The sequence below is a fragment of the Neisseria mucosa genome, assembly GCF_013267835.1.
Lineage (GTDB): Bacteria > Pseudomonadota > Gammaproteobacteria > Burkholderiales > Neisseriaceae > Neisseria.
In genome coordinates, this window is sequence record NZ_CP053939.1 from 2,106,487 (window position 1) to 2,119,083 (window position 12,597).

Consider the following 12,597-nt stretch of genomic DNA (forward strand, 5'->3'; position numbering starts at 1 on the left):
GGATAAGGTATGAAAAGACCTGCCTTTAAGGCAGGTCTTTTTTATTGGCAAAATAAACTCAAGGCCGTCTGAAAATTTTCAGACGGCCTTAAGTTTCAAATAAAGCAAATAACAAGCCTACCCTTTATTGAGAATTTGCTTGTTTTCGCCCTCGCGGCGCAATTCTTTAGGTAAGACAAATACAATGCTTTCTTCTGCGCCTTCTCCTTCACGTATGGTCTCATGTCCCCAGTCTTGAATGGTTTGTAAGACTTCTCGAACCAAGACTTCGGGAGCGGATGCGCCGGCAGTCACACCGACCTTGGTTTTGTTTTCAAACCATTCTTTTTTCAGATAGGAAGCATTATCGACCATATAGGCATCAACTCCGCGCAATGCGGCTACTTCACGCAAGCGGTTGCTGTTGGAAGAGTTGGGCGAGCCGACAACAATCACGAGATCGCATTCTTCCGCCAATTCTTTAACGGCAGTTTGGCGGTTGGTTGTGGCGTAGCAGATGTCTTCTTTGTGCGGATTGCGGATATTGGGGAAGCGTTGATTTAAGGCCGCAATAATGTCTTTGGTTTCATCTACCGATAAAGTGGTTTGGCTGACGTAGGCCAGCTTGTCAGGATTTTTGACATTCAGCCCGGCCACATCTTCTACTGTCTCAACCAAAAACATTTTACCCGGAGGCAATTGTCCCATCGTTCCTTCTACTTCGACGTGGCCTTTGTGGCCGATCATAATGATTTCGTAATCTTGGGCATCGAGGCGGGCTACTTCTTTGTGGACTTTGGTTACCAAAGGACAGGTGGCATCAAAAACGCGGAAACCGCGTTGTGCCGCTTCTTCCTGTACGGCTTTTGATACGCCGTGAGCCGAGTAAATCAGCGTGGCACCCCTTGGGACATCCGCCAAGTCATCGACAAATACGGCACCTTTTGCCCGCAGATTGTCCACGACGAATTTGTTGTGAACGACCTCATGGCGGACGTAAATAGGCGCGCCGAACTCTTCGAGTGCACGTTCAACAATGCTGATGGCGCGGTCAACGCCGGCACAAAAGCCGCGGGGATTGGCAAGGATAATGGTTTTTTGAGTCATGTGTGTTCCGTTTTCAGACGGCCCTTGTGTCGTTTGAAGATGTTTTTTTGTGCAGCAAACCATCTAATACCAAGCAAACCGCGCCAACGCAGATAAAGCTGTCGGCAATGTTAAATGCGGGATAGAACCAGTTTTGCCAATAGAAAAGCAGAAAATCGACAACGTGGCCGTGAATCAGACGGTCAACCACATTGCCAATTGCGCCGCCGATAATCATGGCCGCCCCCAGTTTGCCCCAGCGGCCAAACTCATCACGCCAGATGGCACGGGCCAAATACAGGCTGATAATGACGGCCAGACCTAAAAAGAAGAATTTTTGCCAGCCGCCTTGGTCGGCCAAAAAGCTGAATGCCGCGCCTGGATTATAGGCAAGCGTCAGGTCAAAAAAACCTGGAATGATATTGAGGCGTTCGCCTTCGGTAAAGTGTTTCAAGATTTCCCATTTGCTCAGTTGGTCAAGAATGATGGCAACGAGGGAAAGTAAGAAAAAGGGTGTTTTTGCAGAAGAGGATGAACTCATGTTTTCAGACGGTTTATGTAATAAAGGGCTTATTTTACCTGAAAGCAGGCAGGAAGTGTTTGCGATGGTATCGACGTTAAGGCCGTCTGAAAATAGAAACGCCGCCACTTGAATGTATCAAAGGGCGGCGTGGTAAGTATGTGCAGGCTTATTGGTTTTTAAGTAATGGGAAGCCCAGTTTCTCGCGGCTTTCAACGAATTTTTGAGCAACGATACGGCTCAGTGCACGAATGCGGCCGATGTAGGTTGCGCGTTCGGTAACGGAAATGGCACCTCGCGCATCCAAGAGGTTGAAAGTGTGACCGGCCTTGAGTACAAGCTCGTAAGCAGGCAGGGCAAGACTGGTGTCTTCAACTGCAAGCAGGCGTTTGGCTTGTTCTTCATAGTCGTTGAATTGGCGCAAGAGCCAATCGGCATCGCTGTATTCGAAGTTGTAGGTGGATTGTTCGACTTCGTTTTGATGATAAACGTCGCCGTAAGTCACGATGTTGCCATCAAGGGTTTTTGCCCAAACGAGATCGTACACGTTTTCTACGCCTTGCAAATACATGGCGAGGCGTTCGATACCGTAGGTGATTTCGCCGAGTACGGGGGAGCAGTCGATACCGCCTACTTGTTGGAAGTAGGTGAATTGGGTTACTTCCATGCCGTTGAGCCAAACTTCCCAACCCAAGCCCCAAGCGCCGAGAGTAGGGTTTTCCCAGTCGTCTTCGACAAAGCGGATGTCGTGTACTTTAGGGTCGATACCCAATTCGCGCAGGGAATCGAGATATAGGTCTTGAATATTGGCGGGAGCTGGTTTGAGCGCAACTTGGAATTGATAGTAGTGTTGCAGGCGGTTGGGGTTGTCGCCATAGCGGCCGTCTTTGGGGCGGCGGCTGGGTTGAACGTAAGCGGCAAACCAAGGCTCCGGGCCTAAGGCGCGCAGACAAGTGGCTGGATGGGAAGTACCGGCACCGACTTCCATATCGAAAGGTTGGATAACGGTGCAGCCTTTGTCTGCCCAGTAGTTTTGTAATTTGAAAATAATTTGTTGGAAGGTGAGCATGGTGGATGGAATAGATTGGAATAAAGAGGGTATTTTACTGTTTTGAGCCTGTTTTGGATAGGCTGAAGGAAGCGGCGTAGGTTATTTGCCGTCCAATAGGTCTGAAAAAGGGTCGTCTTCTGAAGAAACGGTGTATTTTTCTTGTGCCCATTCGCCTAAATCAATGAGTTTGCACCGTTTGCTGCAGAAAGGGCGGTAGGGGCTGTCGGTGTTCCAAACGACTTCTTTGTGGCAGGTCGGACATTTTACAACAGGAGCGGTCATGCAGTTTCTTTCAGTGATTGTGCAATGGATTGATAGTATTGATGCAGGCGGAAAACCTTGATTTTTGCTTCTTCCAAGCTATGAGTATTGTTCAATACATCGTCAGCATGAAGTAGTCTGTCAGATCGGGAAGCTTGGGTAGCCATGATTTGGCTCGTCTGCTCTTCTGAAAAACCATTGCGTTGATATACGCGTTCGATTTGGACGGATTCTGGAACATCTACAACTAAAATGCGGTCGGTCTCCGCTTTAAATGCCGGATTCTCAATTAAAAGCGGGACATCGACAATGCCGTAGGCAGAGGAAGCAAGTTTTTGTTTCTGCTGTTGGATTTTGTTTAAGATTAATGGCAGAAGCAGGTTTTCCAGTTGTTTTTTGGATTGAGGCCGTCTGAAAACTTCTTCCCGTAAAGCCGTACGATTCAGACGGCCTTCGCTGTCAAAAACCTCATCACCGAAAAGCTGGCGGATGGCTGGAAGCGCTTCGCCGTTTTCAGCGGTCAGTGAGCGGCTGATGGCATCGGCATCGATAATGGGTACGCCAAGTTCGGCAAACATTTGGGCGATAGATGATTTGCCGCTGCCGATACCGCCGGTCAAGCCTATCCATAATGTCATTATCGGAATCCTGATTGTACGAGCCACCATTGTACCAGTTGGGTAATAGGTGCATTGGCAACCAAAATAATCCATCCTGCTACAGCAAGGCTGGGACCAAAAGCAAAATACTGACCTTTACCGACGCGGGCGATGAGTGCGCCTAACAGCCCGACTAAGGCAGCCATGAAGATCAGAACAGGCAAAATTCCTACGCCCAGCCATGCACCGAGTGCGGCCAAAAGTTTGAAATCGCCATTGCCCATGCCGATTTTACCGGTCAGAAGTTTATAGACGGCGCATAAAGTATAAAGGCTCATATAGCCTGCAATCGCGCCCCAAACGGCTGAATGCAGGGGCACGAATGTATCGTTCAGATTAAACAGCAGGCCGATCCAAATTAGGGGCTGAGTCAGGCTGTCGGGCAAATATTGCGTATCGGCATCGATAAAGGTCAGCGCAATCAATATAGCAGTCAGAATCAATCCGCCAATAGTTGCCCATGACCAGCCGTATTGCCACGTGACAATACCGAATAAGACACCTGTCAGCAGCTCAATCAACGGATAGCGTATGCTGATATGGGTTTTGCAGGCGTGGCATTTCCCACCTAGGAAAACATAGCTGAGGATGGGTATATTTTGCCAAACTCTGATCGGACTTTTGCATTTTGGGCAGCGTGAATCCGGTTTACGCAGATTAAATGGCTGTTTTTCTTCGTCTGCCAGCTCGATGCCCAAATGCTCTTTGGAAAATTGTGTCCATTCACGCTCCATCATTATCGGCGTGCGATAAATGACGACATTCAGAAAGCTACCAATCAGTAATCCCAAAATAACGGCTAAAGGAATAACGAATGGCGCAAGAACGGAGAGGGCGTCGATGGCAGAGTAAATACTATCAAGCATATCAACCTACGACATTACCCAAGTTGAACAACGGCAGATACATGGCAATCAGCAAAATACCGATGAGCGAACCCAATACCACCATAATGATAGGTTCCATCAAGGCAGATAAGCGGGAGACGGAGTTGTCTACTTCATCTTCGTAGAATTCGGCCGCTTTGTTCAGCATATCATCCAAGGAGCCAGACTCTTCGCCGATGGCCGCCATTTGAATCACCATGTTGGGGAACATATCAGTACTTTGCATACTGGATGTCAGCGACAGACCTTGGGTTACCTTGGCGCGGATGTCTTGAGTGGCTTCTTCATAGAGAATATTGCCGGATGCGCCTGCAACTGAATCTAATACTTCCACCAAAGGAACGCCGGCTGCGAAGAGGGTAGAAGTCGTACGCGCCCAACGGGCAATGGTCGCTTTACGGACGATGGTTCCGAAGATAGGCAGCCTCAAAATCAAAGCATCGATTCGCTTTTGGAAGGTGGGCGATTTCTCATGGAGTTTGTACAGGCCGAAGGCGGAAGCAATCAAAAGGATGATCATAATCCAGCCGTAGTCGACAAATAAATCGGACAAGTTCATGACGAGCTGGGTAAGGCCTGGCAGCTCTGCACCCATATTAGCATAAACTTCTTTAAAGGCAGGCAGTACAAACATCATCATGATGAAGATAAGCGCGATGGCTACCACGATAATGGCAATCGGGTAGGTCAGCGCGGTTTTAACCTTTTTCTTAATGGCTTGGGTTTTTTCTTTATAAACAGCCAGTTTGTCCAATAGGCTTTCTAATACGCCGCCGGACTCGCCTGCGCTGACCAGGTTGCAATAGAAACGGTCGAAATATTTTGGATATTTGGAGAACGATTTGCCCAGTGCGCTACCTTGTTCGACATCGGAGCGAACCTGCATCAGCATTTCGGTCATGCTCGGATTGGAGTGGCCGCGAGCAACGATTTCAAAAGCCTGCATCAGCGGCAAGCCTGCCTTCATCATCGTTGCCAATTGGCGCGTAAACACTGTAATGTCTTCTTGGGTAATGCGGCGTTTGCGTGCGGTTTTGACTTTGCTGATGCGCAAAGGACGAATGCCTCTGCGCTGGAGTTTTTTGCGCGCCTCTTCTTCATCTTTGGCAACTACTTCGCCGCGGACAAGACGTTCGGTCTCTATGTTTTTTCCTTCAAATGTAAAACGCTTACCTTTGCTTCTTGAACCGAACAGACTTCTTTTTTGCTCTGCTTGAGCCATGAGTTATCCCTTGTTAGTAAGAAATAAAGCGGACTGTTTCCCCGTGCCGCTTTATTGTAATTTTCGAAAATATGGCAGTTTAGTCATTGGTATGAGCAGTTACTTCTTCCAACGAAGTCAGGCCCTGCATGACTTTCATGAGGCCGGCGCGACGCAGGTCTACCATGCCTTCCTGATAGGCCATGTTCATGATATCAACTTCCGTACCGTTGTTCATAATGACTTTTTGCATTTCATCGCTGACCGGCATGACTTCATAAATACCGATGCGGCCTTTAAAGCCTTTGCCGCGGCAGCTGTCGCAACCAACCGGGCGGTAGAGCTTCCAATCTTGAGCCAAGTCCGCATCGGTAAAGCCGGCTTTTTTCAATGCCGGAACCGGCGGGCGCTCCACTTCGCGTTTGCAGTTTGGACACAGCCTGCGCAACAGCCTTTGCGCCATAATCAGGCTGACCGAGCTGGCGATGTTGAAAGGCGCCACACCCATGTTCAAAAGGCGGGACAGCGTGGCCGGTGCATTATTGGTATGCAGGGTCGAGAAAACCATGTGGCCGGTTTGGGCGGCTTTAATGGCGATGTCGGCGGTTTCCAAGTCGCGGATCTCACCGACCATAATAATATCAGGATCTTGACGCAAGAAGGATCGGAGTGCGGTGGCAAACGTCAGGCCTTGTTTCTCATTGACGTTGACTTGGTTGACGCCCGGCAGGTTAATCTCGGCCGGATCCTCTGCCGTTGAAATGTTGACATCTTCGGTGTTCAAAATGCTCAGGCAGGTATAGAGCGAAACGGTTTTACCCGAGCCTGTTGGGCCGGTAACCAACACCATGCCGTAAGGGCGGTTGATGGCCTCAAGCAGCATTTCTTTTTGGAAAGGCTCTAAACCGAGCTGGTCGATATTGAGCGATGTACCATCGGAATTTAGGATACGCATCACTACTTTTTCGCCAAACAGCGTCGGCAAAGTGCTGACACGGAAGTCAATCGGACGGCCGTGTTTGTGGAAGGCAATTTGAATTCTGCCGTCTTGCGGAATACGTTTTTCAGAAATATCCAAACGCGCCATCACTTTGATGCGCGATGCCAACTGACCGCGCACGGCGACAGGCGGCTGTACGACTTCGCGCAACTGTCCGTCCACGCGGAAACGGACGCGCGCCATTTGTTCGTAGAATTCAAAGTGGATATCTGATGCACCTGCGTTTAGGGCATCGGATAAGGTTTTGTGGATGAAGCGGGGGATAGGGCCGTCTTCAGCCTCTTCATTATCGATATAAAGCGACTGAGATTGCTGCGTTGCTTCATGTTCTTCGTTGATTTCTTTCAGAATGGTGGTCGAACGCTGACCCAACCATTCCAGTAAGGAGCTGAGTTGGTCATCGGGAACCACTACCAAATCAACACTTAAACCTGAAGAAAAAGCGATTTTTTGGAAGTTTTGGATTTGAGTCGGATCGGATACGGCGAAATAAACCTTGCGTCCGCGTTTGAAAATCGGAACGCAACGGTTTTGCACCATTTGCTCTTCCGTCAGGATGTCGCTGACTACATTATTGCGCGGATAGTAGTGTAAATCCAAAAGGGGATAGCTGAATACGCGCGCAACCAATTCGCCCAAGGCTTTAGGGGTGATGATGCCGTCTGAAAACAAGTCGGGCAGGATTTCTTTGCCCGATTGTAAAAGGCTGTTGTAATGTTCCGCTTGTTGATTTGAGATGGTCTGGCTTTGAACCAAAACACGCAATAATCCGACACTCATTTTATTTTCCGTTTCTTGTGCAGTTTTCCCTTTAATTTAGAGGAAAGCCGTATTATTTTATCATTATTATGATTAAAGCATATATTTAATTATGCAAATCTGCTTAAGTTGCAAAGACATGCTTCTGCTTTAATTGTATTTTTCTTTCAGACGGCCATTATAAAGCAAGGAGAATAGGCGTTAAACTCAATATTTTGGGATGATGATGAAAAAACAACAATTTTGTCATATGAATCCAATCAATAACGAAATTATATTTCATGTTGCTATCGCTTGTCGGGAGACGGCAGAAAAGGTTGTTTTGATGGATAGACGGTTGGAATTCGAAATATGAAAAGGCCGTCTGAAACTGAGCAATCAGGTTTCAGACGGCCTTTTAGCTATTTAAATCCGATAGGATTGATTAGGCTTTGTTTTTCAGACGGCCATGCAACTCCTGTACGCTGTACACGCCCAAGTGTTCGCGGCTTTTTGCGCCTTCGCTCATAGCTTCGCCGCCGGCGATGGTGGTGTATTGCGGTACGCGTTGGGTGAGGGAGGTGCGGCGGATGCTGTGGCTGTCGGTAACAGATTGCACTGTGCTGCCGACGGTGTTGACCACCAGTGCGATTTCGCCGTTTTTAATGGCGTCCACGATGTGTGGGCGGCCTTCCTGCACTTTGTTGACCGCTTGTACGATGATGCCGTGTTCTTTCAAGTATTCGGCGGTACCGCGTGTGGCGCAGACACCGTAGCCGAGTGCTTGGAAGTTTTGTGCGGTTTTGACGATGAGCGGTTTGTCTTCGTCGCGTACGGCAAGGAAGATTTTGCCGGTTGTGCTCAAGCGTTCGCCTGCGCCGAGTTGGGCTTTGAAGTAGGCTTCGCCGAAGCTTGCGCCTACGCCCATGACTTCGCCGGTAGAACGCATTTCAGGGCCGAGAATGGTGTCCACACCCGGAAATTTGATGAATGGGAACACGGCTTCTTTAACGGCGTAGAAGTCCGGGATGACTTCTTTTTCTACGCCTTGCTCTTTCAGCGAAATGCCTGCCATCACGCGTGCGCCGACTTTGGCGAGCGGTACGCCGGTGGCTTTGGATACGAACGGTACGGTACGGCTGGCGCGTGGGTTTACTTCCAGTACGAAGACCACGCCGTCTTGTACGGCAAACTGTACGTTCATCAAGCCGACCACGCCCAGTGCGTATGCCATGGCTTTGGTTTGGCGGCGGATTTCGTCTTGAATCTCTTCGCTCAAAGAGTATGGAGGCAATGAACAGCCGGAGTCGCCGGAGTGGATACCTGCTTGTTCGACGTGTTGCATGATGCCGCCGATCACGACGTCTTGGCCGTCTGAAACGCAGTCTACGTCCACTTCGATGGCGTTGTTCAAGAAGAAGTCGAGCAATACGGGGCTGTCTTCGGAAACTTGTACGGCTTCGCGCATGTATTTTTGCAACTCTTCGGCAGAGTGAACAATCTGCATGGCTCGGCCACCGAGTACGTAAGAAGGACGGACAACCAACGGATAACCGATTTCTTCGGCTTTAACGAGGGCTTCTTCTTCGTTGTGGGCGATGCGGTTAGGCGGTTGACGCAGGCCTAAGTCGTTCAACACTTTTTGGAAGCGTTCGCGGTCTTCGGCGGCGTCGATGCTGTCGGCGGACGTGCCGATGATGTTCACGCCGTTTTCAACTAATGCGTTGGCGAGTTTGAGCGGGGTTTGGCCGCCGTAATGCACAATCACGCCCCATGGGTTTTCGGTGCGGACGATTTCCAATACGTCTTCCAAGGTCAGCGGCTCGAAGTACAGGCGGTCGCTGGTGTCGAAGTCGGTGGATACGGTTTCCGGGTTACAGTTGACCATGATGGTTTCAAAACCGGATTCGCGCAGGGCGAGTGCGGCATGAACGCAGCAGTAGTCAAATTCGATACCTTGGCCGATACGGTTTGGACCACCGCCGAGGATCATCACTTTTTTACGGTCGGAAGGACGGGATTCGCATTCTTCTTCGTAAGTGGAGTAGAGGTAGGCGGTTTCGGTGGCAAACTCGGCGGCGCAGGTATCGACGCGTTTATAGACAGGATGCAAGTTCAGCGCGTAGCGGTGTTCGCGGACTTCTTTTTCGCTTACGTTCAACAATTGTGCCAAACGTTTGTCAGAGAAGCCTTTGCGTTTCAGACGGCGTAAAGCGGCGTAATCTAAGTCTTGCAACTGGCCGTCTGAAACCGATTTTTCTTCTTTTACCAAGTCTTCGATTTGCGCCAAGAACCAAGGGTCGATGGCACAGATTTCGTGGATTTCTTCCAGCGTGAAGCCCGCGCGGAACGCGTCTGCCACAAACAGCATACGTTCAGGGCCAGGGTTGGCCAGTTCGCGGCGGATTTCCGCTTTGTCTTCGCTGCGAGGGTTGAAGCCGCACAAGCCGGTTTCCAAACCGCGCAGGGCTTTTTGGAAGCTTTCTTGAATGGTACGGCCCATCGCCATTACTTCGCCCACCGATTTCATCTGCGTGGTCAGGCGGTCGTCTGCAGCGGGGAATTTTTCAAACGCAAAACGCGGGATTTTGGTCACGACATAGTCGATAGAAGGCTCGAACGAAGCTGGGGTGCGGCCGCCGGTAATGTCGTTGCGCAACTCGTCCAGCGTAAAACCGACAGCCAGTTTCGCCGCCACCTTCGCAATCGGGAAGCCGGTTGCTTTAGATGCCAACGCGGAAGAACGGCTTACGCGCGGGTTCATCTCAATGACAATCATCTCGCCGTTTTCAGGGTTTACTGCAAACTGAACGTTTGAGCCGCCGGTATCCACGCCGATTTCGCGCAATACTGCCAACGAAGCATTACGCATGATTTGGTATTCTTTGTCGGTCAATGTTTGTGCAGGTGCAACAGTGATGGAGTCGCCGGTATGCACGCCCATCGGGTCGAAGTTTTCAATCGAGCAAATGATGATGCAGTTGTCGTTTTTATCGCGTACAACTTCCATTTCGTACTCTTTCCAGCCGAGAACGGATTGCTCAATCAGCAACTCATGAGTAGGCGATGCATCAAAACCGCGTTCGCAAATCGCCAAAAACTCGTCTTTGTTGTAGGCAATGCCGCCGCCCGAACCGCCCATGGTGAAAGAAGGGCGAATCAGAGTAGGGAAGCCGACCTGTTCTTGCGCTGCCAAAGCCTCGTTCATGGTGTGGCAGACAAAAGATTTCGGGCAAGACAAACCGATTTTTTCCATCGCTTCTTTAAAGCGGCCGCGGTCTTCCGCCTTGTCAATCGCGTCTTCGGTTGCACCGATTAATTCAACATTGTATTTCGCCAACACGCCGTTGCGCGCCAAATCCAGCGCACAGTTCAGCGCAGTCTGACCGCCCATCGTGGGCAGAATCGCATCAGGACGCTCTTTGGCGATAATCTTCTCCACCGTCTGCCACATAATCGGCTCGATGTAGGTAACATCCGCCATTTCAGGGTCGGTCATGATGGTGGCGGGGTTGGAATTCACCAGAATGACTTTATAGCCTTCTTCACGCAAGGCTTTGCAGGCCTGTGCGCCCGAATAGTCAAATTCGCAGGCCTGACCGATAACGATAGGGCCGGCGCCGATGATAAGGATGGATTTTAGGTCGGTACGTTTAGGCATGATGTTTCCTGTTGGATTAAGTCTAAAGTTAATCTATTTTAACTGAAGGTAATGTTTTCAATGAATTGAGAAAGTTATGCCATTCTGCAACTTCCTCCTGTTTCTCAATAATTTTTTCAAATGGCAATAAATTCTCAAAGGTTAGGAAATTAACGCAAAATTTAATGGCGGTATCTATTTTATTTTTTAAATTTGGAATTTCTTTTACTTCCTTTGCCCAATATGCTAAGTCTTTGGATGATAATAAATCAATTTTATCTATTGGGAAATTTTCTATAAATTTTTTTAGTGTATCAGTAATTAGAAGTTTTAAATTATTCTGATCATACATTGCTTCTATACCAGAAACTGTAGCTATATTTTCTTCGATATATTTAATTCCGGTCCTACCTATATTTTCGTAGATAGCTTTTTCTTTTTCTGTCAGTTCTCTTTCAATTGTTATTTGATAAGTCCTATCTCTAGACATTTTTGAAATTTTTTTTCGAACAGTTTCCGGAATTTCTTTGCCATCTCTTAATTGACTAATATATCGATTAATATTTTTTGCAATTTTAAGTCGTGTCTCACACCATTCATTTAAGTTGTTTAAATTGAAGGTATGTAATTCTTCTCGATTAGTGTAGTCTTTGATATCTTGAGTTAATTTCGATGACATAGTTTTAAAATCAACCCCAAAATATTTTTCACCACAATCTTTTCCAATATTTGTAATATGTCCATCAGTAGATACTACAATGTAACCATTTTGATGTTGGGTGTGGCAATTTTTCAATCCACATATAACTTTTCCATGTTCTCCACTATACTGACCTATAATTTCTTTTAATTTGGTTTCTTCTGGATTTATCTCTCTTCTAAAACCAGCCATTTCTTCTAAGTCAGACCAGTTTTTTATGTAAACTAAGTTTCTATCTTTTTTTAAAGTAATCATGATAAGTCTTTAAGATGCAGTAATGTATATATAGAGTTGAATGATCTTTTATTGCTTTAAAAGTTATCTGAAAATTAGTTGACTCTTCTTGAGAGTAAGCCATAGCCCGCATGTAGGGTGTGTGCGGTACGCACGCACGCGTTCTCCATTTTCCCTGCAACCTCAACCCACCGCGTGCGTACCTTGCGGCACACACCCTATCGACGGGTTCAAAGGTCGTCTGAAAAAACGCTCGCGGCGTTTGTTCCATATGCCTTGCGATAAAGGCCGCCTGAAAAATTCCTGCTGTTGATATTTCGGGCATTCTTTTTCAGACGACCTTTTGCGTTTTTATGTTGCACAGGCCGTCTGAAAACTTCCTTAAAAACTAGTGACAAACGTAATCAAACCCAAAATGATACCGGGGGCGTTTGCCAGTATGATGGGGTAGTCGCGTTTTTCTTTCAAAAAGCCGTAGGCAAACCATAATGTGCAGTTGATGGCGGCGACGAGGGGTTGCAACGGCGAGCCGGGGTTGCCGGCAAGGTTGTTTTGGATTTGCGGGATATAAGAAACGTACATACCGACGGCGGCCAGGGTGGCGACTACGGAGAGGATGCGCATTTGTTTTTCAGTCATGG

General features: G+C 48.2%; 12 protein-coding genes. 1 reads left to right on the plus strand and 11 read right to left on the minus strand.

What is annotated here, in order from left to right; genetic code table 11:
• Positions 1-117 precede the first annotated feature (117 nt).
• From ispH to FOC66_RS10155, 10 genes are all read right to left on the minus strand, one after another.
• Complete coding sequence (gene ispH, locus FOC66_RS10110; protein ID WP_003748306.1) at positions 118-1,086, minus strand: 4-hydroxy-3-methylbut-2-enyl diphosphate reductase; 969 nt, start codon at positions 1,084-1,086, stop codon at positions 118-120.
• A 13-nt stretch (positions 1,087-1,099) separates the two neighbouring features.
• Entirely contained in the window at positions 1,100-1,606 is a 507-nt protein-coding gene (lspA, locus tag FOC66_RS10115; RefSeq protein ID WP_003748308.1) for a signal peptidase II, read from the minus strand.
• Between the two features lie 148 nt (positions 1,607-1,754).
• Positions 1,755-2,654: a glycine--tRNA ligase subunit alpha gene (gene glyQ / locus FOC66_RS10120; RefSeq protein WP_003685919.1), complete on the minus strand. Its 900-nt coding sequence runs from the start codon at positions 2,652-2,654 to the stop codon at positions 1,755-1,757.
• Positions 2,655-2,735: 81 nt separating this feature from the next.
• Entirely contained in the window at positions 2,736-2,918 is a 183-nt protein-coding gene (yacG, locus tag FOC66_RS10125) for a DNA gyrase inhibitor YacG (protein WP_003682475.1), read from the minus strand.
• Positions 2,915-3,535, minus strand: a complete 621-nt coding sequence (gene coaE / locus FOC66_RS10130; protein ID WP_003748310.1) for a dephospho-CoA kinase — start codon at positions 3,533-3,535, stop codon at positions 2,915-2,917. The genes yacG and coaE overlap by 4 nt, the downstream gene beginning before the upstream one ends.
• Positions 3,535-4,422 carry a prepilin peptidase gene (locus FOC66_RS10135; RefSeq protein WP_003748312.1) on the minus strand — a complete coding sequence of 296 codons (888 nt, stop codon included), beginning with the start codon at positions 4,420-4,422 and terminating at the stop codon, positions 3,535-3,537. Before FOC66_RS10135 ends, coaE begins: the two co-directional genes overlap by 1 nt.
• Position 4,423: 1 nt before the next feature.
• Positions 4,424-5,665, minus strand: coding sequence for a type II secretion system F family protein (locus FOC66_RS10140; protein ID WP_003748314.1), 1,242 nt, complete (start codon positions 5,663-5,665; stop codon positions 4,424-4,426).
• A gap of 79 nt (positions 5,666-5,744) precedes the next feature.
• The gene (gene pilB, locus FOC66_RS10145) at positions 5,745-7,424 is read right to left on the minus strand and encodes a type IV-A pilus assembly ATPase PilB (protein WP_003748316.1); all 1,680 of its coding nucleotides are present in this window, start codon (positions 7,422-7,424) and stop codon (positions 5,745-5,747) included.
• A 403-nt stretch (positions 7,425-7,827) separates the two neighbouring features.
• The gene (gene carB, locus FOC66_RS10150; protein ID WP_003748319.1) at positions 7,828-11,043 is read right to left on the minus strand and encodes a carbamoyl-phosphate synthase large subunit; all 3,216 of its coding nucleotides are present in this window, start codon (positions 11,041-11,043) and stop codon (positions 7,828-7,830) included.
• Positions 11,044-11,071: 28 nt separating this feature from the next.
• Positions 11,072-11,977, minus strand: a complete 906-nt coding sequence (locus FOC66_RS10155) for a hypothetical protein (protein WP_003748321.1) — start codon at positions 11,975-11,977, stop codon at positions 11,072-11,074.
• Positions 11,978-12,098: 121 nt separating this feature from the next.
• Between FOC66_RS10155 and FOC66_RS10160 the strand changes: the two genes are divergently transcribed.
• Positions 12,099-12,269, plus strand: a complete 171-nt coding sequence (locus FOC66_RS10160) for a hypothetical protein (RefSeq protein WP_161800351.1) — start codon at positions 12,099-12,101, stop codon at positions 12,267-12,269.
• Between the two features lie 68 nt (positions 12,270-12,337).
• Here the strand turns inward: FOC66_RS10160 and FOC66_RS10165 are convergent, their stop codons facing one another.
• Positions 12,338-12,595 (minus strand): SemiSWEET family transporter, encoded by a 258-nt coding sequence (locus tag FOC66_RS10165; RefSeq protein ID WP_003748323.1) that lies wholly within the window; start codon positions 12,593-12,595, stop codon positions 12,338-12,340.
• Between the last annotated feature and the right edge of the window lie 2 nt (positions 12,596-12,597).

What these genes read in the sequence shown, in the direction of transcription:
- lspA (WP_003748308.1), bottom strand. Translation starts at nt 1,606, where the DNA reads ATGAGTTCATCCTCTTCTGCAAAAACACCCTTTTTCTTACTTTCCCTC.
- FOC66_RS10140 (WP_003748314.1), bottom strand. Translation starts at nt 5,665, where the DNA reads ATGGCTCAAGCAGAGCAAAAAAGAAGTCTGTTCGGTTCAAGAAGCAAA.
- coaE (WP_003748310.1), bottom strand. Translation starts at nt 3,535, where the DNA reads ATGACATTATGGATAGGCTTGACCGGCGGTATCGGCAGCGGCAAATCA.
- pilB (WP_003748316.1), bottom strand. Translation starts at nt 7,424, where the DNA reads ATGAGTGTCGGATTATTGCGTGTTTTGGTTCAAAGCCAGACCATCTCA.
- FOC66_RS10135 (WP_003748312.1), bottom strand. Translation starts at nt 4,422, where the DNA reads ATGCTTGATAGTATTTACTCTGCCATCGACGCCCTCTCCGTTCTTGCG.
- glyQ (WP_003685919.1), bottom strand. Translation starts at nt 2,654, where the DNA reads ATGCTCACCTTCCAACAAATTATTTTCAAATTACAAAACTACTGGGCA.
- ispH (WP_003748306.1), bottom strand. Translation starts at nt 1,086, where the DNA reads ATGACTCAAAAAACCATTATCCTTGCCAATCCCCGCGGCTTTTGTGCC.
- FOC66_RS10155 (WP_003748321.1), bottom strand. Translation starts at nt 11,977, where the DNA reads ATGATTACTTTAAAAAAAGATAGAAACTTAGTTTACATAAAAAACTGG.
- carB (WP_003748319.1), bottom strand. Translation starts at nt 11,043, where the DNA reads ATGCCTAAACGTACCGACCTAAAATCCATCCTTATCATCGGCGCCGGC.
- FOC66_RS10165 (WP_003748323.1), bottom strand. Translation starts at nt 12,595, where the DNA reads ATGACTGAAAAACAAATGCGCATCCTCTCCGTAGTCGCCACCCTGGCC.
- yacG (WP_003682475.1), bottom strand. Translation starts at nt 2,918, where the DNA reads ATGACCGCTCCTGTTGTAAAATGTCCGACCTGCCACAAAGAAGTCGTT.